Source organism: Thiorhodococcus minor (assembly GCF_010820565.1).
GTDB classification, from domain to species: domain Bacteria; phylum Pseudomonadota; class Gammaproteobacteria; order Chromatiales; family Chromatiaceae; genus Thiorhodococcus; species Thiorhodococcus minor.
In genome coordinates this window covers 1-23,689 of the sequence record NZ_JAAIJQ010000058.1, presented here as the reverse complement: position 1 = coordinate 23,689, position 23,689 = coordinate 1, and the positions used below count along the sequence as shown (strand labels likewise).

Annotated in this window: 25 protein-coding genes; 9 read left to right on the top strand and 16 right to left on the bottom strand. The window is 66.6% G+C overall.

Annotation, left to right across the window (positions count from 1 at the left end; genetic code table 11):
- Positions 1-38: 38 nt before the first annotated feature.
- The 4 genes from creC to G3446_RS17545 form a co-directional block, all read right to left on the bottom strand.
- Positions 39-1,508 (bottom strand): two-component system sensor histidine kinase CreC, encoded by a 1,470-nt coding sequence (gene creC / locus G3446_RS17560; RefSeq protein WP_164454138.1) that lies wholly within the window; start codon positions 1,506-1,508, stop codon positions 39-41.
- Positions 1,505-2,200 carry a two-component system response regulator CreB gene (gene creB, locus G3446_RS17555; RefSeq protein WP_164454137.1) on the bottom strand — a complete coding sequence of 232 codons (696 nt, stop codon included), beginning with the start codon at positions 2,198-2,200 and terminating at the stop codon, positions 1,505-1,507. The genes creC and creB overlap by 4 nt, the downstream gene beginning before the upstream one ends.
- 114 nt (positions 2,201-2,314) lie before the next feature.
- A complete protein-coding gene (locus G3446_RS17550; RefSeq protein WP_164454136.1) occupies positions 2,315-3,403 on the bottom strand; it encodes a hypothetical protein in 1,089 nt (362 codons plus the stop codon).
- A gap of 4 nt (positions 3,404-3,407) precedes the next feature.
- Entirely contained in the window at positions 3,408-3,908 is a 501-nt protein-coding gene (locus tag G3446_RS17545; protein WP_164454135.1) for a DUF4442 domain-containing protein, read from the bottom strand.
- 278 nt (positions 3,909-4,186) lie between these two features.
- Between G3446_RS17545 and G3446_RS17540 the strand changes: the two genes are divergently transcribed.
- Positions 4,187-4,528 carry a hypothetical protein gene (locus G3446_RS17540; RefSeq protein ID WP_164454134.1) on the top strand — a complete coding sequence of 114 codons (342 nt, stop codon included), beginning with the start codon at positions 4,187-4,189 and terminating at the stop codon, positions 4,526-4,528.
- Here G3446_RS17540 and G3446_RS17535 read toward each other — a convergent pair.
- From G3446_RS17535 to G3446_RS17515, 5 genes are read right to left on the bottom strand one after another with little or no spacing between them, the layout of a single operon-like run.
- A complete protein-coding gene (locus G3446_RS17535) occupies positions 4,507-5,397 on the bottom strand; it encodes an ATP-binding protein (RefSeq protein WP_164454133.1) in 891 nt (296 codons plus the stop codon). The genes G3446_RS17540 and G3446_RS17535 overlap by 22 nt on opposite strands.
- Complete coding sequence (locus G3446_RS17530) at positions 5,394-6,257, bottom strand: ATP-binding protein (protein WP_164454132.1); 864 nt, start codon at positions 6,255-6,257, stop codon at positions 5,394-5,396. The genes G3446_RS17535 and G3446_RS17530 overlap by 4 nt, the downstream gene beginning before the upstream one ends.
- A 3-nt stretch (positions 6,258-6,260) precedes the next feature.
- Positions 6,261-6,755 carry a NifB/NifX family molybdenum-iron cluster-binding protein gene (locus tag G3446_RS17525; RefSeq protein WP_164454131.1) on the bottom strand — a complete coding sequence of 165 codons (495 nt, stop codon included), beginning with the start codon at positions 6,753-6,755 and terminating at the stop codon, positions 6,261-6,263.
- Between the two features lie 34 nt (positions 6,756-6,789).
- The gene (locus G3446_RS17520; protein WP_164454130.1) at positions 6,790-7,152 is read right to left on the bottom strand and encodes a NifB/NifX family molybdenum-iron cluster-binding protein; all 363 of its coding nucleotides are present in this window, start codon (positions 7,150-7,152) and stop codon (positions 6,790-6,792) included.
- A gap of 10 nt (positions 7,153-7,162) precedes the next feature.
- Positions 7,163-7,531 carry a DUF134 domain-containing protein gene (locus tag G3446_RS17515; protein WP_164454129.1) on the bottom strand — a complete coding sequence of 123 codons (369 nt, stop codon included), beginning with the start codon at positions 7,529-7,531 and terminating at the stop codon, positions 7,163-7,165.
- 292 nt (positions 7,532-7,823) lie between these two features.
- On the opposite strand from G3446_RS17515, the gene petA reads away from it, so the two are divergent.
- Entirely contained in the window at positions 7,824-8,417 is a 594-nt protein-coding gene (gene petA / locus G3446_RS17510; protein ID WP_164454128.1) for a ubiquinol-cytochrome c reductase iron-sulfur subunit, read from the top strand.
- A gap of 418 nt (positions 8,418-8,835) precedes the next feature.
- Here the strand turns inward: petA and G3446_RS29210 are convergent, their stop codons facing one another.
- Entirely contained in the window at positions 8,836-9,090 is a 255-nt protein-coding gene (locus tag G3446_RS29210) for a DUF4351 domain-containing protein (RefSeq protein ID WP_425338410.1), read from the bottom strand.
- Positions 9,087-9,248 (bottom strand): hypothetical protein, encoded by a 162-nt coding sequence (locus tag G3446_RS29205; RefSeq protein ID WP_425338409.1) that lies wholly within the window; start codon positions 9,246-9,248, stop codon positions 9,087-9,089. Before G3446_RS29205 ends, G3446_RS29210 begins: the two co-directional genes overlap by 4 nt.
- 279 nt (positions 9,249-9,527) lie before the next feature.
- On the opposite strand from G3446_RS29205, the gene G3446_RS17500 reads away from it, so the two are divergent.
- The 3 genes from G3446_RS17500 (at position 9,528) to G3446_RS17490 (ending at position 11,943) form a co-directional block, all read left to right on the top strand.
- The gene (locus tag G3446_RS17500) at positions 9,528-9,737 is read left to right on the top strand and encodes a hypothetical protein (protein ID WP_164454127.1); all 210 of its coding nucleotides are present in this window, start codon (positions 9,528-9,530) and stop codon (positions 9,735-9,737) included.
- 143 nt (positions 9,738-9,880) lie between these two features.
- The gene (locus tag G3446_RS17495) at positions 9,881-10,678 is read left to right on the top strand and encodes an SIR2 family NAD-dependent protein deacylase (RefSeq protein WP_164454126.1); all 798 of its coding nucleotides are present in this window, start codon (positions 9,881-9,883) and stop codon (positions 10,676-10,678) included.
- Positions 10,675-11,943 (top strand): glycosyltransferase, encoded by a 1,269-nt coding sequence (locus G3446_RS17490; RefSeq protein WP_164454125.1) that lies wholly within the window; start codon positions 10,675-10,677, stop codon positions 11,941-11,943. The genes G3446_RS17495 and G3446_RS17490 overlap by 4 nt, the downstream gene beginning before the upstream one ends.
- A 301-nt stretch (positions 11,944-12,244) precedes the next feature.
- On the opposite strand, the gene G3446_RS17485 is transcribed toward G3446_RS17490, so the two are convergent.
- The gene (locus G3446_RS17485) at positions 12,245-16,306 is read right to left on the bottom strand and encodes a PAS domain S-box protein (protein ID WP_164454124.1); all 4,062 of its coding nucleotides are present in this window, start codon (positions 16,304-16,306) and stop codon (positions 12,245-12,247) included.
- 362 nt (positions 16,307-16,668) lie between these two features.
- Here G3446_RS17485 and G3446_RS28730 point away from each other — a divergent pair, with 362 nt between their 5' ends.
- Positions 16,669-16,794: a hypothetical protein gene (locus G3446_RS28730; RefSeq protein WP_280818845.1), complete on the top strand. Its 126-nt coding sequence runs from the start codon at positions 16,669-16,671 to the stop codon at positions 16,792-16,794.
- Between the two features lie 272 nt (positions 16,795-17,066).
- Here the strand turns inward: G3446_RS28730 and G3446_RS17480 are convergent, their stop codons facing one another.
- Positions 17,067-17,708, bottom strand: a complete 642-nt coding sequence (locus G3446_RS17480) for a Crp/Fnr family transcriptional regulator (protein WP_164454123.1) — start codon at positions 17,706-17,708, stop codon at positions 17,067-17,069.
- Between the two features lie 605 nt (positions 17,709-18,313).
- On the opposite strand from G3446_RS17480, the gene G3446_RS17475 reads away from it, so the two are divergent.
- The 3 genes from G3446_RS17475 to queF all read left to right on the top strand — a co-directional run bounded on the left by G3446_RS17475 (position 18,314) and on the right by queF (position 20,846).
- The gene (locus G3446_RS17475) at positions 18,314-19,084 is read left to right on the top strand and encodes a DUF6345 domain-containing protein (protein WP_164454122.1); all 771 of its coding nucleotides are present in this window, start codon (positions 18,314-18,316) and stop codon (positions 19,082-19,084) included.
- A gap of 54 nt (positions 19,085-19,138) precedes the next feature.
- Positions 19,139-20,164, top strand: a complete 1,026-nt coding sequence (locus tag G3446_RS17470; protein WP_164454121.1) for a hypothetical protein — start codon at positions 19,139-19,141, stop codon at positions 20,162-20,164.
- Between the two features lie 292 nt (positions 20,165-20,456).
- Complete coding sequence (gene queF / locus G3446_RS17465) at positions 20,457-20,846, top strand: preQ(1) synthase (RefSeq protein WP_164454120.1); 390 nt, start codon at positions 20,457-20,459, stop codon at positions 20,844-20,846.
- A 48-nt stretch (positions 20,847-20,894) separates the two neighbouring features.
- Here queF and G3446_RS17460 read toward each other — a convergent pair whose 3' ends face one another.
- The 3 genes from G3446_RS17460 to G3446_RS17450 form a co-directional block, all read right to left on the bottom strand.
- A complete protein-coding gene (locus G3446_RS17460; protein ID WP_164454119.1) occupies positions 20,895-21,935 on the bottom strand; it encodes a thioredoxin family protein in 1,041 nt (346 codons plus the stop codon).
- Between the two features lie 457 nt (positions 21,936-22,392).
- On the bottom strand, positions 22,393-22,884 hold the full coding sequence (locus G3446_RS29200; RefSeq protein WP_425338411.1) for a tyrosine-type recombinase/integrase: 492 nt from the start codon (positions 22,882-22,884) through the stop codon (positions 22,393-22,395).
- A gap of 236 nt (positions 22,885-23,120) precedes the next feature.
- Positions 23,121-23,432 (bottom strand): hypothetical protein, encoded by a 312-nt coding sequence (locus tag G3446_RS17450; protein ID WP_164454118.1) that lies wholly within the window; start codon positions 23,430-23,432, stop codon positions 23,121-23,123.
- Positions 23,433-23,689: the final 257 nt, after the last annotated feature.

Here is a 23,689-nt window from a genome sequence, read left to right as displayed (position 1 = left end):
TGATGCCAAGGGCAGATGCGAAATGGAGACCGGAGAGCTCACGCCCCCAGAAGCGGCAGGCTCATGCGGGCTCGTGCGCCAGTTGTTGAGCGATTCTCCAACCTGATCGAGCCCCCGTGCAGCTCGGCGACTTCGCGGACGAAGCTGAGCCCGAGTCCGGTCCCCTTCTTGGCGCCCGGACAGGGAAGCGAGAAAAAGCGCTCGAAGACCCTGTCCCGGGCGTAGTCGGGGATGCCGGGTCCCTCATCCTCGAGACAGACCTCGACCAGCGACGGCGCCTCGCGAGATTTCGCTGGCGCCAACCGACGCAGCACGACCCGGATGCACCCAGCCTCAGGCGAGAACCGCAAGGCATTGTCGAGCAGATTGGCCAGCGCACGACCAAGCAGAAAGGCATCACCCTGGACCTGATAGGGCCCCTCGGCATCGAGCTGAAACCGGATGCCGCGCTGGGCGGCGAGCGGGGCGGCCGCCTCGACACAGCCCTGCACGAGGGTCTTGAGGTCGAGAGGCGCAGATTCCGTCAGTGCCTGCTGCTGCTCGACGCGGGCCAGCTCCAGCAGGCGCTCGGCGACCTCGGCGAGCCGATCCGACTGCTCGCGAATGTTGTCGAGGAAGCGGGTGCGCTCGGCCGGTGGCATGTCCCCCTCGGTCAGCAGCTCCGCGGCGCCGCGGATCGCCGCCAGTGGGCTCTTGAGCTCATGTGTCAGGGTATGGAGGTAACGCTCAACATATTGCTTGCCCTCCAAACGCTCGCGCATCTCCCCCAGTGCATCGGCCAGGTCCGCCAGCTCACGCGATCTGGAGACGGGCGGCGCGGTGCGACGGCCCGCCGTGACCGCCAGGGCATAGCGGCGCAGACGCCCGATCGCGCGCGTCAGATGCCAGGTGAAGAGCCCGCCGATGAGCGCCGCGATGGCGAGCAGGACGAAGCCGCGCTCGCGAATCTTGGCCTTACTGCCCTCGACGATGGGCGCCACGCTGTGGCCCGGCTTCGCGACACTGACGACGCCGATGATGCGGCCCGCGTCCCGGATCGGCGCGGCCACGTGCATCACCGATGAGCTGTCGTCATCCGGGCGCGTGCGCGTCGAGCGCGCCCCGTAGCGGCCCGCAAGCGTGAGATAGACGTCGTTCCAGCGCGAATAGTCCCGGCCGATCTGGTCGGGCTCGGTGGAGTAGATGACCCGGCCATCGGCATCCGTGATGAAGATGCGCAGGTCCAGGCTGCGCTTCTCGTGACCCCAGATGCGTGCCTCGACGCTCCGGCCCTGGTAGCGCGCCAGGGCGGCGGCGATGCGCGCCCCCGCCTCGGCGCGCAGCTCCGGCGGTCCGAGCAATGCCGGCGCCACGAGCTCGGCGATGAGATTGGCGCTGTCGACCAGGGTATCTTCCATGGTATCGCGCACGCCGGGCTTGACCTCTTCGACGAAGACGTCCAGCACGAACCAGGCCGCCAGGCCGACGATCAAGAAGTAGCCGGCCGCGACCTGGAGCGAGATCCTCACGTCGGCATCTCCAACGCATAGCCCAGGCCACGGTGCGTGCAGATGGGGTCCAGGTCCGGGCGGACCGCGCGCAGCTTGGCGCGCAGCGTCTTGATGTGGGTATCCACGGTGCGCTCCAGGCTGTGCTCTGGATGCGTCCACACCCGCTGCATCAGCTGGGCGCGGCTGAAGACGCGTCCAGGCGCGCCGACGAGGGTCGCCAGAAGCGCGTACTCGTACCGCGTCAGTGCGAGGACGCTGCCGAAGTAGCGAATGGAGCACTGCTGTGGGTCGACCTCGAAGGGACCGCCCTGCGCCACCGGCTGGACTGACTCGCCGGGCGCCAGCCGGCGCAGAATACGGCGCACGCGCACGGCCACCTCGCGCGGGCTGAAGGGCTTGACGACATAGTCGTCCGCGCCGATCTCCAGCCCGACGATGCGGTCGATCTCATCGCCGCGCGCGGTCAGGAAGAGCACGGGAAGCTCGCTGGTGCGACGCAGCTCGCGACAGACCTCGAAGCCGCTCAGGTCCGGCAGGCCGATGTCCAGGATCATCAGATCCACGCCCCCAGCCACCGCCTGGGCCAGCCCCTCCTGCCCGAGCAGACAATGGGTCGTCGTAAATCCTTCCGTGCGCAGCGCGTAGATGAGCGTGTCGGCGATCGCCTGCTCGTCCTCGACGATGAGGATGTGTCTCGGCTGGAGAGACATGGAACCTCCGCTCCGCTTCACCGCCCGCCGTTGCGTCGCGCGCGGCCAACCAAACCCGAAGGCGCCATTTGACCATGCCGTGCCCCAAGCTGCACGGCGCGAGACCACGGCCGCTCAGCCCGGAGCAGCCTCTGGAAGGGTCCGCCGCGCCATGAGTCCAGCCAGGACGACCAGCATGGCCGCGCCGAGCCCGAGGCTCCAAGGACCGCCGAGCAGAAAGCCCAGCGAATAGAGGGGCGTCGCAAGACCCAGCACGGCCCAGAATCGACGAGGCTGATCGAGGAAGAGGACTCGGAGCGGAAAGACGAGCCCATACATCAGCAGGAAGCCTTTGTAGACGACCTCACCGACGGAGACATCGATCACTGGCACAGCCGCGCCCTGCCAAAAATAGAGGGCTGGACCCAGCAGGAGAAAGGCGGCGGCAATGGGCCACACCGCCCGCACCAGGCCGCCCGCGGTCGGCGCGGCCGCCACCTCGCGCGCGTGCGCGGCTGCGGTGAAGGCCGTTTGGAGCAGGATGAAGCCAATGACCGGTGCGAGCAGGGCGGCATTGGCCTCGCCCGCAAAGAAGAGCCCGGCCAGCGTCTCCGCATAGGCGAAGACGAAGAGCAGCAGTGCCAGAAAGAGCACGCCGAAACCCAGCGCGAAGGTGAAGCGCGGATTCCGGCTGGCCCCATAGGCGCGATGGAAGGTCAGATCCAGATAGGGAGACAGCAGGAAGCCCAAGGCGAGCGGCAGGATGAGCTGCGGCCAGCTGTCCTGGGCATCCAGCGCGGGCAGCCTCAGCCCCGAGCGCGCCTGGAGCCAAAAGAGCCCGATGGAGACCGCGAAGACACCAATGGAGACCCAGTGCAGCGCACGCTTGGCGGAATAGAAGCCAAGGACGAGGCCCAGCATCACCACAATCAGCCATGGCTGGCCAAGCACCGCGCTCAGCCAGACGACGAAGGCGATCTGGTAGAGGATCGTGACTTGAGAGAACAGCCGCGGCGCGCCGCCTTGACGCTGACGAAACCGCGCGTCGCTATGCTTCTTGCGGAAGTGGAAGCCGAACCAGGCCGCGCCCAAGACGTTGAGCAATGTGAAGGGCAGCAGGGCGATGCCCCCATAGTCCCGGGCGAGGATCAGCGGAAAGAAGGCGCCGATACACCAAAGCCAGGACGAGGCGAGATAGAAGGACCAGGGCAGATCTCGCAGCATGGGCTCAAGTGCCGACCGGCCAGACATGGAAGGTGATGACGCCACTGCCCATGCGCTTGCCAGGCTTGGCGTCTGGGGTGGCGCGATAGACCCTGACATCGAGATCGATGTCGAACTTCTTGCCGGTCGCAAGCTTGGCGCCGAGCGCCTCGGGCTCCGCGGCAGCCTTGTAGATGACGGCGCCCACACTGGGCAGGATGAAGCGGTAATCGAGCCCCTTGCACACCAGGCGATACTCGCCGCGCGTCATCATAAAGAGATAGGCGCCAGCCGCGAGCTCGAGGTTGGCCAGGATGGCCGCCCCGCCCATGGTGTTGTACCAGTTCTGGTTGATCTGGCGCTTGGGCAGGATCGCGAAAAAGTCCTCGGGATCGAAGTTGACCTTCAATCCGCTCTTGAGGAGGTAGGGCATGAAAAAGAAGGACAGGATCTTCGAGACAAGTCTGTTTTCGATGAACAGCTTGTTCAGGCGCTTCTCGAGCGCCGGCGGCAACTGAACAGCCATGTGCGCGGGATTCCAATACGAAGCAAACGAGACGGCGCGGATGGTAGCAGAGATTCGGGCGGCGGCCCCAGGCGAAGGCTCCGGCGGGGTCAGGCCTGCAAATCCAGCCCCTTTGATGATGACGACGGACAGGGGGCGCGTCATCATCCTTTCGTAGCAGCAAGATGACACAGGCGTGATAGCGCCAAGCGACCGGCAAGGGGCCGCCCGCTCAGCGAGCCGTCGCCCCGCGACTTGGCGGAGCCTCCCCCGACACACGTCCACAGAGGAGCGCGACGATGCAAAGAGGATTGATCGCCTTCGCGGCCACGGCCGTGATCGCAACGGGCTGCACGCAGGAGACCCAGAACAAGATCGGCCGCTCACTCCAGAACTGGACCGGCGCCGACGGCGTCCTGGAGATCTACGCCGGCGAGAAGCTGGCGCGCAAGTTCATCAAGATCGACAAGCTGACCACGGCTGGAGCCACCCAGGGCTCCAGCTCGCGGCCATACCGCTTCGGCTATGGCGTCCTGGACGTCAACCAGAACGGCGTCCAGGACGATGGCGAGCGCAAGGTCTATTTCGAGATCAGCGACTACTCGACCAACTACGTCTTCTACGGCGACCCCGGCAGCTGACCCAAGCGGGCGGAGACTGCCTCCCAGAGCCCGGTAACGGCATCGACCACCGGGCCGCAGTCCGCGTCGATGACGGAGCGCTGCGCCATCAGCGCCTTGGTGACGGCCGGGTCGAAGGGGATCTCGCCGAGGAGGTCGGCGCCGCTCGACTGACACCAGTCGCGAATGGCCGCGCTCTTCTCGGCATCCAGGTCGTGCTTGTTGATGCAGACCGCGAGCGGCACCTTGAAGTGCTTGCACAGCTCCGCGACCCGCTCCAGGTCATGGATGCCGGACGGCGTCGGCTCGGTCACGGCCAGCACCAGATCCGTGCCTGTGATTGCCGCGGTCGCCGGGCAGCCGATACCGGGCGGGCCATCGTTGAGCACCAGCCCGACCCCCTCGGCCTGCGCAGCCCGTCGCGCCTCGCGGCGCACCAGGGTGACCAGCTTGCCGCTGTTGTCCTCACCGATGCCCAGACGGGCGTGGACCAGCGTCCCCTTCCGAGTGTCGGAGACCATCCATGCTCCGCAGACATGGTCTTCCATGAGGATGGCGCTCTCGGGACACACCAGCGCGCACAACCCGCAATGCTCGCAGGCAAGGGCGTCGATCACATAGCCGTCGTCGAAATCCAGCTTGATGGCGTCGAAGCGGCACCAGGACTCACAGTAGCCGCACTCGGCGCACAGCTCGGCATCGATGCGCGGACTGCGCATGGCCGTGAAATCGGCGGTCTGCCTCGGCTCTGGGGCCAGCAGCAGATGCAGGTTGGAGGCGTCGACGTCGCAGTCCGCCATCACCTTGCTCGATGCGAGCGAGGCGAAGGCCGCGCTGACGGTCGTTTTGCCTGTGCCGCCCTTCCCGCTCAGGATGGTCAGCTCTTTCATGGCTCCAGCTCCCCTTGAATCGCCTCTAGAAGCCCGTGAAACCTGTCGCGGTACTCGGGTCTGGCCTCCACCCAAGGAAGGCCGCGCGCATAGGCCTCGGCCAGGGAGCGCTCGAAGGGGATCTCCATCAGCAGCGGGAGGCCCTCCGTCTCGCAATAGTCCTTGACCCTGTCGTCGCCGATGTCGCAGCGGTTCAGCACCACGCCGCAGGGCACCCCGAGCCGGCGGACCACCTCGACCGCCAGCTTGAGGTCATGCAGCCCGAAGGGTGTCGGCTCCGTGACCAGCACGCAGTAGTCGGCGCCCTGCACGGTTTCCACCATGGGACAGGCCGTGCCCGCAGGCGCATCCAGCACCCGCAGGCCGTCGTGGGTCGCATGCTGCTTCACCGCCTTGATGACGCCGACCGAGCCCGTCTCGCCCACGTTCAGCCTTCCCTTCGCGAACTGCAGCTGGGTCGCGTCCGCACCCTTGGCCTGGCCCATTTCGAGCAGACCGATCCCGCGCTGGACCTCCGTCACGGCGCCTTCCACAGGGCACAGGTAGGCGCAGACGCCGCAGCCGTGACAGAGCTCGGCGAACACCAGCACCTTGTCCCTGGTCACGGCCAGCGCATTGAATTCGCAAGCCTCGGCGCATGCGCCGCACAGGGTACAGAGACTCGGGTCCATCTGCGGCGTGCGCATGCGCACTTCGCCGCGCCGCTGGATCTCCGGGCGCAGAAAGAGGTGGCCGTTCGGCGTTTCGACGTCGCAGTCGATGTATTGCGCACTTGGCGCCGAGAGCGCGAGGCTGGCCGCGACGCTAGTCTTGCCGGTTCCACCCTTGCCACTGGCGACAGCGATGGTAAGCGCTGTCATGGCTCAGCCCTGACCGCAGCGGCCCCGACCACGGCCGGCGCCGCGCCCACCACCGCCACAGCCCCTGCCAGCGCCCCGGCCCTGGCCGCGCCCGCGCCCCATGCCGCCACGACCGCCGGCACCGCCGAGACGCTGCTGGTCGGCGGCAGGTGCATCCGCAGCCACGGGGGCGACACTTGACCGAGGCGCGCTGAGCCGCTCCAGGGCCTCGCGCACACTACCCGAGGCACCCTCGACCACGCGCACGCCCGAGCCATCTAGCACCGCGGCCGCCTTCGGGCCGCAGCGTCCGGTCAGGAGCAGGCTCACGCCTTGTTCCAGGACCCATTGAGCGGCCTGGGTGCCAGCGCCGCTCGCGGCGTCGAGGAAGGGGTTGGGGATCGCCTCGAGCGCCCCCGTGTCCTGGTCGATCAGGGCAAAATAGGGGCTGCGGCCGAAGCGTGGATCGATGGCCGAATCAAGCTCCGTACCCGTGGATGTTGCGAGGATCTTGCTCATGCTCTGGCCCTCCCGAGGCTTTGCAGAATCTGGATCAGTGCTCATGATTGCATTCGGACACGCCAGAGACGGCGCCCGCGAGATAGGCGTCCAGCGTCTCGCCGACACCTGAGCGCGCACCCGTCACCACCTGCACGCCAAGCTGTTGGAACCACTGCACGGCCTTGGCCCCCATGCCGCCGGCGACGACCACGTCGGCCCCCAAGCCCTTGATGAACTCGGGGATCTGGCCGGGCTCATGCCGCTCGGCATAGGGATTCACGTGCACTTCGGTCGATGTGACTTGGTTGTTCGGGTCCACGCTCGCCAGCACGAAGTGCGTGCAATGGCCGAAATGCATGGACATGGCGCCGTCCAATCCACGGTCGTCATTGGCTGTCAGGACAATCTTTCTCATGGTTTCTTCCTCAACTCTGTCTGGTCTCTTCGGCCGCCGCTGACGGCCGGCTCTGTGCGCGCTCGCCAGCAGTCTGCGCATCGGCCGGGGGCTGATTCGGATCCGGCTCGACGACGAGCCGTTTGCCCCCAACCAAGGCGTCCGCAACCTTGCGGCGTGCCTCGGCGAGCGTGCGCGATAAGGTGGTTCGTGAAATGCCCATGCGACGGGCCGCCTCTTCCTGATAGAGCCCCTCGAGATCCGCCAGGCGCATGGCCTCAAGCTCGTCTGCGCGCAGACTGATCCGCTCCGTGCCGCGGCCAGGTCGGCCGCAGGGCTTGAAGCAGAGGTAGCCTGGGTCGAAATCGATGCATCTCGCCCGTCTGCGTCTTCCCGGCATTGGATCTCCATTGAGCGTTGGCGCCGCGCACGGCGCGGGTCGAAAGAGCTGCCGCGCGCCCAACGGCCAAGGCCGCCCTGAGCGGGCGACAGCCGTGTGCAAGGTCGGCCTGCGGCTCCGAGCAGGCTGCATTAAATCGCACATATGTGCGTTTTGCATTGACAGATGTCAGGGTGTTTTAGTCGGAAAACGCTGCAGAATGCCCGCAGCGAACCGAACCCTTGGAGCAACGGACGCGGTCCGACTGGCGCGAGGCCAGGACCGGCCGCGTCGAGCCTGGAGTGAATGGCTGATGAGCGTCCAAACAGTAGACCAGACGAGACGGCGGCTCTTGATCGGCGCGACGGCGGCCGTGGGCATGGTCGGCGCGGCCTATGCCGCGGTCCCCTTCGTCGCCTCGATGAATCCCAGCGCCCGCGCCCGGGCGGCAGGCGCACCGGTCGAGGCCGACATCGGCAAGCTGGAGCCGGGCGCCCTGCTGCGCGTGAAATGGCGCGGCAAGCCCGTGTGGGTCGTCCACCGCACACCCAAGATGCTCGAGGCCCTGCCGAGCAACGATCCCAAGCTCGTAGACCCCAGCTCGGAAGTCCCGCAGCAGCCCGAGTACTGCCAAAACCCAAGCCGATCGATCAAGCCGGAGTATCTGGTCGCCATCGGCATCTGCACCCACCTGGGCTGCTCGCCGATCTACCGCCCGGAATTCGCCCCGGAAGACCTGGGTGAGGACTGGAAGGGCGGCTTCTTCTGTCCCTGCCACGGCTCGCGGTTCGACCTGGCCGCGCGGGTGTTCAAGAACGTGCCAGCCCCGACCAACCTGGTCATCCCCAAGCACACCTATCTCAACGACACGACCCTCCTGGTCGGGGAAGACCGCTCGGCCGCCTAGGCGAGCCATCGGCATCGCCCCGCGCGCTGGCCGGCCTCGGCCGAGACCGGCCAGCGCGGTTCGAGCTCACCCCTTGACCGCTGCTCCGGAGCGCCAGAGCGCAGCTCGGCGGACGACAACCCTGGCAGCGGGAATAAAGGGCCCAAGGGTGGACGAGCGAAAGCGAAGTCCACCGAATCCCGCACCGGCGCTGGTGGACTGCGCTGCGAGACTGTGAAGAAATTCTGCGTAGGTTGGGCTGAGGTACGAAGCCCAACATGGCGGTCGGCCCAAGGCGCTGATTGTTGGGCCTCCTGCGTCGGCCCAATCGACGGCAAGATGCGATCTTCGCGGTGCGCCCGGAATACTTTCACAGTCTCTGCGCTCGTCCACCCTCACAGCGGGAGGCCGAGCCAATCGATGATTGTCGCCGCGACAATCATTCCTCGGATGCTGGTGCGTCGAGGACCTCATCGAGACTGCGCGCGGTCAATACCCGCTCCGACCACGTCAGCAGCGTCTGGGCATCCGCTCCCGCGACGCGCTCTCGCGCCGCACTTGGAAGCTCGCCGAATTTCAATTGCAGTTGCCGCAGGAGGACCGCCGCTTCGCCCTCCTGACGCCCCTCCAAGGCGCCCTCCAGTCTGCCGCGCTCCCAGCCCTGCTGAATGAATCGCTCTGCAAAGGTACTCATGATCTCGCCCTCTTCGGGTCGGTCTCCAGCAGCTCGCCGAGATCCAAGCAGTAATGCGCCAGGCGATGGATCCCGAAGCGCCGCGGGTCGCTCTCCTCCTCCAGGACGAACAGCAAGGCCTCGCGCCGACCGTCGGACCACTGCACCAGCAAGGGCACGTCCAGCTCGCGGAAACGCTCGCCAAGCCGCTCCTTGCGCTGCTCTTGACGGACCGGAAGGATCTCGGCCTAGGCAAGCTGCTCGATCGGGTCGCCGGCAGCAAAGAAAGCCAGTGCTTGGCGTGGATCGTCCAGGATCGGATTCTTGAAGTTCTGGTCGTGACTCATGTCCTCGTTCCGATACCGTCCAGGCGCTCCAGCCAAGCCAGGCGCGAATGGCCCAACAGGCGTTACGCGCTAGACTAGACCAGACGGGAGCGAGGAAACGAGAGGGCCACCATGAAGGTCATTCGAGGGAGACGCGATCAACTGCGCGACGAAGGGCTCGACGCCATCCTCAGCGCAATCATCCACAACCGCCCAGAGGACTGGGAGCGAGCCCAGGATATCGACCGACGCCTGGCGCACCGCGGCAAGCTCGCGCTGGTCGTGGCGACCGCCAGCCCCCCGGCAGAAAGCGGGTGCCCGCCGTCGTCCGAATCCGCTTGAGACGCGGCCCCGGCCGAGTCGGCGCAAACGACCGCGCGCTCGGCGCCCAGCCTCCACAACGCGACAGAAAAAGCAGATACCGAGCCCTGCGCTGCGCTCAGGCATCCTGCGAGCCCATCGCCCAGCTCGGACCACGGCAGGCCATGACCCATCATCAGCTCCCGCACGCGCTGCTCGCCTGGCTGCGCGGCGCGGCACACATCGTCGTCGTCACCGGCGCCGGCGTTTCCCAGGAAAGCGGCATTCCGACCTTTCGCGACGCCCTGGGCGGCTTCTGGTCGCGCTTCGATCCCATGCAGCTCGCGACACCCGAGGCCTTCGACGCGGACCCCAGCCTGGTGTGGGGCTGGTATGAGTGGCGACGCACTCAGGTTCTGGGCTGCCAGCCCAACGCCGCCCATCGCGCGATTGCCGAGCTGGCGAGCCACGCCCGGAGACTGACCCTCATCACCCAGAACGTCGATGGCCTGCATGAGCGCGCGGGAAGCCGCGATGTCCTCTGCCTGCACGGCAGCCTGCATCGCCCCTATTGCCGAGGCTGCGGGAGGCCCCATGCGCTGCCGCGGGAAGCCCCCGGCCAAGCACCGCGCGGGCAGCCGATGCGCCCGCCCGCCTGCCCGGCCTGCGGCGATCACATCCGCCCCGGCGTCGTCTGGTTCGGCGAGATGCTGCCGGCCGACATCTGGGCGGCCTCCGAGGAGGCGGCCGGCGCCTGCGACCTGCTGCTGAGCATCGGGACATGCTCCCTGGTCTACCCGGCGGCCGCCCTGCCCCAAGTCGCGCATCGCAAGGGCGCCAAGGTCGTGCAGATCAATCCCGAGCCGACATCCCTGGATCCGCTCGCCGCTCTCAATCTGCGCGGCACCGCCGCGCACCTGCTCCCGCCTCTCCTGCGAGCCGCCTGGCCGAGCCGACGCCCACCACAGTGGTTACCTTCATGAGCCGTTTTCTCTTCTCGACCATGGGGTCGCTCGGCGACCTGCATCCCTACATCGCGATCGCCAAGACGCTGGTGGACCTTGGGCACGAGGCCGTCATCGCAACGGCCGAAGAGTACCGCGAGACCATCGAGGGGGCCGGCATCGGCTTCGCCCCTGTGCGCCCCTCGGTCGCGGAGCTTGGCGACTACCAGACCCTGGTCACCACCCTATTCGATGTCCGCGACGGCCCTGAGCGTCTCATCCGCAAGGTGGTCATGCCCTATCTGCGCCCGGCCTACGATTCCCTGATGGAGGCCTCCGCAGGTGCCGATCTGCTGGTGTCCCACACCCTGTCGATGACGCTGCCGATCGTCGCCGAGCGCCGCGGTCTGCCCTGGGCGGCGACCCTGCTCGCCCCCATGACCTTCATGTCCAGCTACGACCCGCCGCTGATCGCCTCGCACCCTTGGCTGTTTCGGCTGCGCGGGCTAGGCCCGCGCTTTCACGGACTGGCCTTCGGATTCTTCAAGCGCCTGATCTGGGGGTGGGAGACGCCGCTGCGCCAGCTCCGAGCAGAGCTTGGAGTCTCGCCGCTGAAGCACCTGGCACTCTTCGAAGGCCAGTTCTCGCCACACCTCAACCTGGCGCTCTTCGACCCCGTCCTGGCCGACGCGCAGCCCGACTGGCCGGCCGGCACCAGGATCTGCGGCAGCCCCGTCTACGACGGCGGAGCAGGCGATCCGGACAGTCTTCGGAGGCTCGACAGCTTCCTTGCGGCGGGTGAAGCCCCCATCGTCTTCGCGCTGGGGTCCTCGGCCGTGTGGATCGCGGGTGATTTCTGGGAGCAGGCGGCCGAGGCCGCAAGCCGGCTCGGCCGCCGCGCCATCCTCATCACCGGACCCGCGCGACCTGACAATCTCCCGTCAGGCGTCGCCGCTTTCGACTATCTCCCCTACTCCAAGGTCTTCCCGCACGCGGCCTTGGTGGTCCACCAGGCCGGCATCGGCACCCTCGCCCAAGCCCTGCGCGCCGGCCGGCCACAGCTGCTGATCCCCGTGTCCTTCGACCAGCCAGACAACGCCCGACGTGCCGCGCGGCTCGGTCTTGGAGGCATCCTCCCCTTCCGGCAATCGAGCCCGAGCCGGCTTACCGCGGCACTGGAGTCGATGCTCGGCGATCAAGGACAGGCGCAAGCGGCGCGGGACATCGCCGGGGAGCTGGAGAAGATCGACGGCGCCCATCGAGCCGCCGAGGCGCTGATCGCATGCCTGGACCGAAGCCGCTAGGTCGCCCGCGTCGGAGCCCGCTTGCGGGCGACGCCCTGGGCCCATCGCTGATCGGGGGCCGCCCCGGACCTCAGAAGCTGTCTGGAAAAACGTGTAGGGGCGAATTCATTCGCCCAACCGCCGGACCAGGGGCGAATGAATTCGCCCCTACAAATGTCTCGACCATGATTTCCAGACAGTCTCTCAGGCGATTTCTGTCAATTCCCAGACCACCTGGCTTGTCTTGACGCCCGCCTTCGTGTCGCCCCGCCAGTCACATCGCCCGGCGATGCTCCTGTCGGCGCTCCTTCCGGCAATCGCCTCAGGCCTGGCTCGAGCACTCCTCGACGAGCCGCGCGCGCACCTCGAGGACCAGCGCCAGCGCCTGCTCGAAGTCGAAGCGGGCCAAGTGCTCTTCCAACGCGGCGTACTGGGCTCCGATCAGGGTCTGCAGAACCGCCGCGTGCTCCTCCATCAGGGCGAAGCACTTGGTGTTGTCTTGATCCAGCAGCTCGGCCAGCTCGCCGAGGATCTCGCCACCGCGGGCGGGATCCTGAGCCGCGGCGGGGGCGTGCCGCTCGACGCTCGGCGGCTGCACCAGCAGCTCCTTGAGCGGGCGGAAGTCGCGCTCGAGCTCGGCGATCATGGCCCGCACCTGGGAGCGATCCGGACGGTCGGTGCCGGACAGCGCGGCGTTCAGCGCCGTCGCCCGTTCCGCAATCGCAGTCATGCCCAAGGTGCCCGCGACGCCCTTCAAGGCGTGGGCGAGCTGACGCACCGTCTCGAAGGCATCCCTAGCCAAGGCATCGGACATGCGCTGCGGATCCTCTCCGTGCGACTTCAGGAAGCGCCGCAGGAAGGAGAGATACTTGCCACCATCGCCGCCCAGCATGGAGAGTCCGCGCTCGTGATCGATCCCCGACATCTCCTCCAGCCGGGCGATCAGCATCTCCTCCGGCAGTCCAGGCTCGGACGCCTCGGGCTCCGGCCCGCCGGGAGCAGCTGTCGCAATCGCCGGCGATCGTGCGCGAGGCCCGTCCTGCGGCAGCCAGCGCAGCAGGGCCGCGTAGAGATCGCGCGGCTCGACCGGCTTGGCGACGAAGTCATCCATCCCCGCATCGAAGCAGGCTTGGCGATCGTCGGCGAAGACATTGGCCGTCAGGGCGAGAATGGGGCGACCCTTCCAATCGGACAGCTTGCGAATGGCGCGGGTGGCGGCCAATCCGTCCAGCACAGGCATCTGCATGTCCATGAGGATGAGGGCGTAGTCCGCGCTGGAGCCCGCCATCTCCACGGCCTGCTCGCCATTCTCGGCGCTCTCGACCAGGATCCCGACCCCGCTCAGGAGCTGGGCGGCCACATCACGGTTGATGCTGTTGTCTTCGGCGAGCAGGATCTTGACGCCCTGGGCACGCGCGCGCAGCTCGCCCTCGATCTCCGTCTGCTCGAGATCCACAGCCTCCGGCATCGCTTCGCCGGGCTCGAGACAGGCGGTGAGCCAAAAGCGGCTCCCTGCGCCCGGCGCGCTCTCCGCGCCGACCTCGCCGCCCATCATCTGGGCGAGCTGGCGGGTGATCGCCAGCCCAAGGCCGGTGCCACCGAAACGCCTGGTGGTCGAGCCGTCCGCCTGCTGGAAGGCCTGGAAGAGATCCGACATGCGGTCTTCGGGGATGCCGATTCCGGTGTCCTCGACCTCGAACCTCAGCCGCATCCGCCCCGCGCGCTCGCCGACCACTTGTGCCCTCAAGGTCACGGAGCCTTGCTCGGTGAACTTGACCGCGTTGCTGGCATAGTTCAGCAGCGCCTGCCGCAGGCGCGTCAGATCGCCGCGCAGCCAGAGCGGCCCGTCGTCGAGCTCCAGCTTCAGCTCCAAGCCCTTGAGACGGGCCTCGTCCTGCACCAGGGAGCACACCTGATCCAAGAGACTCTGCAGCGCGAAATCGCTCGACTCGAGCTGCAGCTTGCCCGCCTCGATCTTGGACAGATCCAGGATATCGTTGATCACGGTGAGCAAGTGGCGCGCGGCGCCGTCGATCTTGCTCAGCCGATCGAGATTGCGCGAGCTGACAGTATCGCGCCGCACCAGATGCGTCAGGCCGATGATGGCGTTCATCGGCGTGCGGATCTCGTGGCTCATGTTGGCCAGGAAGGCGCTCTTGGCGCGCGCGGCCGCCTCGGCCAGCTCCGCGCGGCGCGCCAGCTCGGCCTCCATCTCGCGCTGCGGCGTGATGTCGCGCGAAAAGCCCACGGTGCCCAGAACGCTGCCGTCGGCGTCGAGGATCGGCGCCTTGAAGGTCTCGAAGATGGCATTGGGGCGGTGCGGAAAACACTCTTCGCTCGTCACTTGCTGCCCCGTGCGCATCACCTCCTGGTCGTCGGCGACGTAGCGCGCGGCGGCATCGGCCGGCCAGACACCCTGGTCCGTCTTGCCGAGCATCTCCTCCGGAGTCAGTCCGTGGATCTCGGCGAAGACGCGGTTGACCGCGAGGAAGTGCCCTTCCAGATCCTTCATCCAAGACATGTGCGGCAGCGTGTCGATCAGCGCCTGCAGCGCACGCGTCTTCTGGCGCAGCTCGATGGTGCGGGACTCCACCAGCTCCTCGAGCCGGGTGCGATGGCGCTCCAGCTCCTCGGCCAGGCGCTTCTTCTCGGTGATGTCCTCCTTCACGGCGACGAAATGGGTGATTCGGCCATCCGTCTGGCGGATCGGCGAAATCACCGAATGCTCGTGATAGACCTCGCCACTCTTGCGTCTGTTGACGAGATCCCCGTGCCAGACGTCGCCGCGCAGGATAGTCGCCCAAAGCGAGGCGAAGGTCTCCTCCGGCACCAGATCGGATTTGAGTATGCGCGGGTTGTGCCCGATCGCCTCCTCGCGCGAGAAGCCGCTGGTGGCCAGGAAGGCGTCGTTGACGTACTGGATGGTCCCCTTGAGATCCGTGATGACGATGCTCTCCGGGCTTTGCTCGACCGCCAGTGAGAGCTTGCGCAGCTCGGCCTCGATACGCTTGCGCTCGCTGACGTCGCGGAAGACCCCGCGACGGCCGCGAAACTCGCCCTCGGCACTGATCACCGGGCTGCAGACATGCGCGATCCAGCGCTCCTCCCCGGTCCTGGAGAGCATGCGCAGCTCGAGCATCCCATGGTCCGGATTCTCCGACGAGAGGGCCTCCACGCGGTGCCTGAGCCAAAGGTCGCGGTCCTCCGGGTGGACGAGCCGCACCAGCAGGTCCGGATCGGCCATGAAGTCCTCGGCGCGATAGCCGGTGATCTCGGTGCAGGCCGGCGAGACATACTGGTACTGCCCGTCAGCGCCCAGCCAGTACTCCCAGTCCGGGCTGTACTCGGCCAGGATGCGGTAGCGCTCGCGCGTGTCGCGCAGCCAGATCTCGTCGCGCTGCCGATCGACATAGACGCTGATGTGTGCGGCAACGGCATCCAGCAGCGATTGCTCGATCACTTGCGGATGGAGATCATCGTCGTCCGCCGGGCGCTCGCGATAGAAGATTGCCAGCTCACCCTGCTGTCCATCGGAGAGTCTGAAGGTGGAGCGCAGCGCCCATGGGGAGGGCTGAGCGGACCCGGTCGAGAAACTGCCCTCCGGCAAGCGGATGACCGCATCGGCCAGCGCCGGATAGACGCAGGCCTCGGGCAGGCGGGCAAGGATCCGCTGCAAGACCTCCTCCATCGGCTTATCGACCTGACTGGTCTCGTCGAGCACCGCATAGAGCACGCCCAGGTCCGACAGCCGCGCCTGGAGATGGGCCTCGCGATCCCGCAGCCGCTCACTCGTCTCGAACAGCGAGCGACGCTGCTCCACGGCCTCGCTACGGTCGATCACCGCGCAGACGTAGCGCTCGACCTCACCTGCGGACGCAAAGAGCGGGGCAATGTGCAGATCGCCGATGAAGCTGCCCCCGGCGCCGCCGCGAAACCTCAGCTCCGTGAGCTGCGCGCTCTGCGCGCCCGCCAGATCGCGCCAAGCGCGCACGACCAGGTCGCGGTCCGCCTCGTCGATGAGGCGCGTGAAATAGTGCTGATGGAAATGCGTGTGCTTGAGGTTGAACAGCGCCTGGGCGGCCAGATTGGCCTCGGTCACCAGCCCGTGATCGTCGACGACCAGCTCGGCGACGGGCAGGGTATTGAAGAATGCCGTGAAACGCTCCAGAGAGCGCTGATTATCGCGCTGCGCCCGTTGGAGCTCATCGTTCTGGAGCTGCAGCTCGGCCTGATAGATGCGCAGGCTCTCGACCACGGCCGCGACCTCGACGTCCGCACCCTGCAGGATCTCGTCGGGAATATCGAAGCGCCCCTTGTGCAACGCCTCGAGCGCGCGCGTGCGGATTTCCTCCGGCGAGGCCTTCCTAGCACTTCTAGACATCATCAGCTCCCTCTGGCGCTCCGCACTCGGCCGGAAATCCGCGTGGCATCCCCCGGTGGGGCGTCAGGGTCCAAGAGCGCGCATCCGCGAGGGCCATAACAGGCCCAGCGGCAGCCTCAAGCCGCCTCCTGGGCACAAGAGTCCCGGTGCCGCGATCGGCGCTGCTCATCGAAGGGGTCGCCAGCAATTACTTATCAACCTCCGCCAATCGAGCAGCTCGAGGGCTCCTCGCTCGCCGTCATCCAGCCTAATCCCGGTCAGTTCGGTCGAGCGCAACAGGCGTTAGATTTGGCGCCATCTCGTCTCTCGGATCACAGCTTAGACGATTTGCCAGCTCGGCTGGCTTGGAGCCGGCCCGCAATTCTATGTCAATCACCCAAAACCCCAAGCGCGCCTGGACAACGCAGGCCGCATTCTGTGACGGGCCGCCCACTCTACTTGGCATCCAGCCCGACGACGAGCTGCAGCAGACCATGCTGGCAGACAAATAGGGACCTCCGACAGAAGCGAATCATATCGACCACAGCTCAGGCCATCGCACGCCTCTCCGCCGCGGAGCTCGGCAGCCGCGACGACAGCAAAGACTCGCAAGACGAGAGCGATGCTGCCAAACGGCTGCGGCCAAGAAAAGCTCGCCAAAAGCGTCGACAAGCTGGTGAAGCAGGCGCTGCCGCCGGGTGAGTGGCAAGACTCGAGCCGACGGCGGGCCTGCGCGCCGCAGACAGCCGCGAACCGCGCCCATGCAAACATCCAGGCCGCCACATCAATGCCTTGCCGGTAGCGGCTTCATGAGGACGAGCCGACGCCCCTCGCTCGCCACGTAACCGCCTTCCTTCAGGTCGCCGAGGATGCGGCTGATCATCTCTCTGCTCGCACCCACCCGCGCGGCAAGCGCCTGCTGCGTGTAGGGCGGCGTGATCAGCCGGCCCTCCTCCTCCGTAGCCACCTCGACCAGGAGCTTGGCCAGCCGCCGGTAGACATCGGACAGCGCGAAATCCTCCACGGATTCCGTCAGCGCGCGCAGACGCCGCGACAGGTCTTGGATCAGGTTGAAGGCGATCTTCGGGTGATCGCCGAGACATTGGATGAAGGAGCGCTTGGTCAGCGCCAGGCAGCGCGAGTCCTCGACGGTTGCAACCGAGGCCGTGCGCGGCTGCTCGCCGAGCAGCGCGAGCTCGCCGAAATGCGCCCCTGGGCCCAGCTCGCGCAGCACGACTTCCTTGCCCTCGCGATCCGAGACATAGACCTTCACCTTGCCCGCGAGCAGCAGGTACAGGGTATTGGCCTCGTCGCCGCGCTCGATGACGACCGTGGCCTTGCGGTAGTGCCGCTCGATCGCGTGCCGCTCGATCGCCTCCAGCTCCTCCGGGTCCAAGCCCTCGAACAGCTCCACTTCCTCCAGCATGGCTGATCCTCCGCGGGGCGGGCCAGTACGGGAGGCCCAAGAGTCAAGAATCCGAGTCGACGGGGGCATTGGACCCGGAGTGTCGCGTCTGCGCTCGTGATACCCGTCGGGTCGATCCCTCGCCGACGGGACTCGCGCAGGGCGACAACCTTCTCAGCCCGGGCCGTCCCGCTCCGGGTCGCTGCTCCGCCTCGAGTAGCGCCGTTGGCGCACTCGGGCTGCGCACGACCCTACGACGAATGACTCTACGGCGTGTGTGACTGCGCTTTGCATATTGCCTTCACGACGAAGGACTCACGTCCTTCGTCATTACGGCAATACGCACGCGCACACGCCTACCCGGGACTACCGGCCTCGCGCTTTGCGCTTCCCTGGCCGGCAGCGATCGCGCCTCGGCCCGACCCACTCGGCATGTCTTCGCGGGCTCCCAGCGCCAGCCAGGCGGCCGCGGGACGACGTGAATAGATCACAGTTCGACGCTGCAGTATTGCCGATTTTCGTCGTCGGACGCTCCTTAATCTAGCCCCGTCCCGCCACCAAGGGGCACAGCAGTCGCAACCGGCGGGCCGCTCCGCCAGCCAATCGAAACCAGGAGAACCGCAATCATGTACAACCGCACCCAGCTCTCGCTCTTGGGACTGGTCGGACTGACCAGCCTCATGCCCATCCAAACCGCCTTGGCCGACTGCAGCGGGCGCTGCGCCGCCTGGGAGGCCGTCGGCGAGTACAACGGCACCAATCCAGACCTGCCCAAGACGGTCCCCGAGGGCGAGAAGTTCCAGGACGCCCTCGCCAAGCACAGCTCGACCTGGATCAATGACTTCGCCTGGCGCGACAACGCCGCTTGGGAGCGCGACTTCCGCGACGAAACCCTCGGCGGCATCGACGACGCCTACGGCGACGACGTCGACCTTCTGCTCTTCGCCGGCCATGGCAACAGCAGCGGCTTCTACTTTGGCGTCAATCAAGACGACCTGCAGGTGCACTACAACGACGCCATCCTCGGCGACAAGGACCTCGAATGGCTCATCGTCGATGCCTGTCAGGTGCTGAAGGACGACGCCGGCAAATGGAATCGCTGGGGCTGGCCGGTGTTCGAGGGACTCCACTACATCCTCGGCTACAGCACCAACACCTTCGACAAGGACAGCCGCGGTGAAGACTTCCTCAAGTACGCCATGAAATACGGCTGGCGCGTCAAGAGCGCCTGGGTCAAGGCCACCATCCTGTCCGAGAACGGCACCACGGCGGCCTATATGCGCGCGGACAACGGCTCCAGCGACACCTACAACGACCACCTCTGGGGCTTCGGCTTCACCAGCTCCGACCCGGACAACCCGACCACCCTCTACTACGCCAGCTGGAGCACCAACTAGAGCGCCGCCCAGCCTGAGCACCTAGCGTCCAAACCCAGATTCGAGGTCATCATCATGAAAGCCACACCCGTCCGCCTCTCGCTCCTGCTCTCCGGCCTCCTGGCCGCAAGCGCCGCCTACGCGGAGGACCCGGATCCGGTCACCGGCAACGGCGACTGGATCGGGAAAGACCAGAGCACCATCCCGGACTCCATTCCCAAAATCGACATCCAGGCCAAGTACAGGGTCGCTGCCGAGCTGCCGAAGGTCCCCACCTCGCTGCTGCAGTTCGAGATCCGGATGATCGATCCCGGCCGCGTCGACCCGAGCCGCGACCCCATTGCGCGCGCGGTCGATTTCGACGGCAAGCGCTCCGGCCTCGACAAGGCCGAGGACGGCTCCTCGAGCCTGCTGCTCACCGACCCGGACGGACGCACCATCGAATACTTCAGCTCCGGCGCCGTCTTCTACATGGAGCAGGAGCTCTTTTCGGAGCAGGACGACGACATCTTCTCGCGCGGCAAGTGGGAGCGCGACCAGGCCGCCGACTGGTATGCCGACAAGGCCGCGGCCTTCCTGGATTCAGCGGGACTGAGGCGGCGCGGCATGGCGCCCAAGGACGTCTCCTTCATGGAGGTGCAGTCGATGGGCAGGAAGGACGCCGAGGCGGAGACCCGCACCTTGGGGGCCGCCGCCCACTTCGGCTACAGCATCGACGGCATTCCGGCCTGGGGCCCAGGCGCCAAGACCACCGTCTATTTCGACGGCGAGGGCATCAGCGGCGTCTATGACGCCCTGCCCAACCTCGAGCCCGCGAAGGAGGTCGCCATCCTCCCGCCTGAGGCGGCGCTGGAAGCCTATATGAAGTCCGAGAGGCCGCGCTCCCTCTACCGTCTGCACACTGGCGCGGTCGAGGAGGTCCTCATCGAGTCGGTCGAGCTGGTCTACTACCTGGGTCAGAGCAATCGCCATCAGCAGATCGTCAGCCCGCACTATCTGATCCGCGGCTCCTTCCTCGGTAAGGACGTCTCGGGCTCGGCCGAGAAGGCGGAGGACGCGCTGAAATCGGACTTCATCTGGCTAGAGCCGGCGGTCGGATAGGCCGAGGACGCGCACATTCCTCAGACCCCAGGCTAGCGCAGGCGCGCTAGCCGCGAGCCTCCAGCCGACCATCCCGATCGGCTGGAGGCTTCGTCGTCCGGCGGCCGGGCGAAACGGCGGGCGCGGCAGCTAGCTTGGCCGAGGCAGGAGCCATCGGACACGACCGAAAGCCAGGCCTCGGTGACGCCCGCCCCATTCTTGGGATGGCACCTCCGAAGCGGGTTAGACTAGGGGCCAACGCAGAGAACCGGCGTGCCTATGCGCACGCCCTCATCATCAGGAGCAGACGACGATGCCTAGCGTCCCGAGCAAAGCGCTCGAGATCTTTCCCAACCCCCAGCCCGAGCGTGATTACACCATCCGGATCCGCGTGCCCGAGTTCACCTGCCTCTGCCCCAAGACCGGGCAGCCGGACTTTGCCGAGCTGACGCTGGAATACGTCCCGAACGAGAAGTGCGTGGAGCTGAAGGCGCTGAAGCTGTATGTGTGGTCCTACCGCGACGAAGGCGGCTTCCACGAGGCGATGACCAACCAGATCCTGGGCGACCTGGTCGAGGCGACGCAGCCGCGCTTCATGCGTCTCACCGCCGACTTCAACGTGCGCGGCGGTATCTACACGACCGTCGTCGCCGAGCATCGCGCCCCCAGCTGGACCCCGCCCACGCCGGTCTCCCTGCCCTGAGTCTGCGTCCTTGGGCCTCACCCGAAGGCCCAGCCCGCTACACGCCGCTCATTCCATGAGATCGACCTGGATGCCGCGCGCCTCGAGCGCCGCGCGGCGCTCCGACAGATAGCGCTGAAAGCTCGGCTGCCAGCGATAGGCCCCCGTCGCCACATAGTCGAAAGCGCCCTGGATGTGGAAGGACTTGAGATAGCCCTCCGTCCGGAACACCTCCTGGCCGTCCGCATCGAAAAAGACCAGGCTCGGGGTGTACTCGATCCCCATCTCCTCGGCCCAGTCGCGCGCCGGTAGCTCTCGGCCATCCGGCGTCTGGACGCTGTCTTTGGCGAATGCATCGACGATGGCCCCATCCAGCGCGCTGAGCGAGATGGCGACCGGCTCGCGCCGCAGGATGTCGGCGTGCAGCTCGTCGCAGGCCTTGCAGACCGGCTGCTCGAACATCACCACCAGGGGGCGCTCGGATTCGGCCCGGTTCTCGGCCAGCCGCAAAGGCCGCGGCAGGAATCCCCCCTCCTCATGCAGCGTCCCCATTGCCCGCGCCGGAGCGCGCGCCGCGGCGTAGGCATTGAAGCCCTGCCCGCTCGACTCGACACGCTCCGCCACATAGCTCAGCGCCGCCTGGAAGCGATGCGGCGGAAAGTAGCCGTTGATGCGCAGAACGACATTGCCCGACTCATCCAGCATCAGCAGCGTCGGCGTGAACTGCACGCCGAGCGCCCTGGCGAAGGCCTTCTCGGTCGTGCCCGCGCCGTCCAGCGCCGTCACCTCGCGGTCGCCCCAGAGGTTGATGGCGATCACCTCGAAGTGCTCGCGCGTCAGATCCGCGATCGCGCGATCCCCGAAATTCTCCCGCAACAGCTTGGCGCAGTAAGGGCAGCCGTCCTGATAGAAATAGAGGACCAGCCGCTTGCCCGCCGCTGCCGCCTCCGCGACATCCTCGCGGATGTCGAGAAAGGACGCCTTGAACCACGCCGGCTGCTCGTGATAGCCGGGATTCTGCAGCCCAGGCGAAAGCCTGCCTTCCTCTTGCGCACCAGCCGCGAGCCCCGTAACGACACTCAGCACCACGGCAACGAGAAATCGTGTCATCTCTAGCACCTGATTGAAGATTGGGAATCGCAGGACCGCGGCCATCCATCCCTCCACCGCAAGGGGTCAAGACTTGTGGTTCGGATGCGCCCAGGCGCTGCCGCCCAGCCAGTCGATTCGACTGTGCCGAGCTTACGCACCAGCGCAATCCCGAGAGTGTGCATGAGCGAGACCGAAATCCACCAGCCCCGAGCACTGCCCTTGATGCACGACAGCGCGGCTATCCAACCAAGCTCGGAGAAAGGAAAGCGGACGCCACGGGCTGGCTTGGGAGATGGGGGTGGGGCAGAGGAATTCCTGCCGCAGCTCGGCCATCTCTGGTTGCGAGCATCGCTCGCCGATGTGGAAGTACCGGCAGAACCTTCGTCTTCGTCTGCGAGACCGCGCCGCGCTTGCCCGGCCTCTTGAAATTCCCGAATCAATGGGCCTTTCCGATCCTGCGGGCGTGCGGATCCGCTCAGCCGTCTAGGCGGCGAGATAGGGAATAGCCGCGCGGACACGCCTTTCTGTCCTTTCGGGTGCCGACTCGAGTGGCCCCGCAGCCCAGTCGCCATACGGTGCTTGCAGGGTGACTCGGCATTATTCGGCACCCGGGTTTATGCCGAAGACTATGCGGGGTAGTCTTTTTTAAGCCCGCACCCCGCAACGACCTTGCGCAGGGTAACCTGCACACCGCCGCGATCGAGCGGCGTAGACGCCATGGCCGCGGCCTTGAGTCCGCCCGCGCGATTGAGAAACGCAGCACCGGGTTGCGATGGATCCGCCAGAAGCGACGCAGCAGCTCCAGCGTCCTGTCGGGCAGCGGCACGAACCGATCCTTGTTGCCCTTCCCCGCGCGGATATGCAGGCGTCGGCGCGCCGCATCGATATCGGCTACCGTCAGGCCCAGCCCCTCACCGAGGCGAAGCCCCAGGCTGTAGAGGGTGAAGAAGAAGACCCGGTAGCTCAGCGTGTGCGTCCCCTGGATCAGACGCTGGGCCTCCTCGACCGTGACGATATCCGGCAGGCGCTGCCCTTTGGGCGGCTTGACGAGGTCGACATTTGCCCCACGGCTTGCACATAATGCGGACGCAGAAGAACTTCAGTCCGTACACATCGAGCTTGACGGCACTCCAGGAGTGGGTCTCGAGCCGATCGGTAAAGTACTCGAGCAACTGCGGCTCGGATAACGTATCGATGCAGCCGTCAAAATAGGCGCCAAGGGTGCGCACAGCGCGCGCGTAGGCTTCGATTGACCACGCGGATGCCCGCCCCACCAAGCTCGGTGATGCACCAGTGCGCGGCCACCAGGATCCGGCGCAGCCACTGCAAGCCCTCGGGCGTCTCGGTGAAGGCAAGCAAGACCGGCGCGGCACCGGTCGCCTGGGCCGCGCTCCAGTGACGCAACGTACTGCGGGCCACACCGGCTGCGGCCGTCGCCGCACGTTGACTCTGTCCGTCTTGCTGCGCCTGCGCCACCGCGCGGAGACAGTCGGCGCGATGACGCCGATCATGCATTGGCGTCGGATGTCTTGGTGCACTACAGTCATTCTCGGCAGGAGCATCGGGCAACGGCGTTTCCCTCGGTCAGTTAGCGCTTCCAAGGGTACGCCTCCCCGTTGTTCCTGCCACGCCTTTACGCCCGTCATCTCCTACCCAGATACTCGGTCTTGGAACCGGGTGGCCGCGGGGGCTTATGCACCCGCGGCTCCCACAGATCCGGACGTGCGGGACTACGCATCCGGCTCCTCGGTTGAGCAGTCGCTACGCGACAT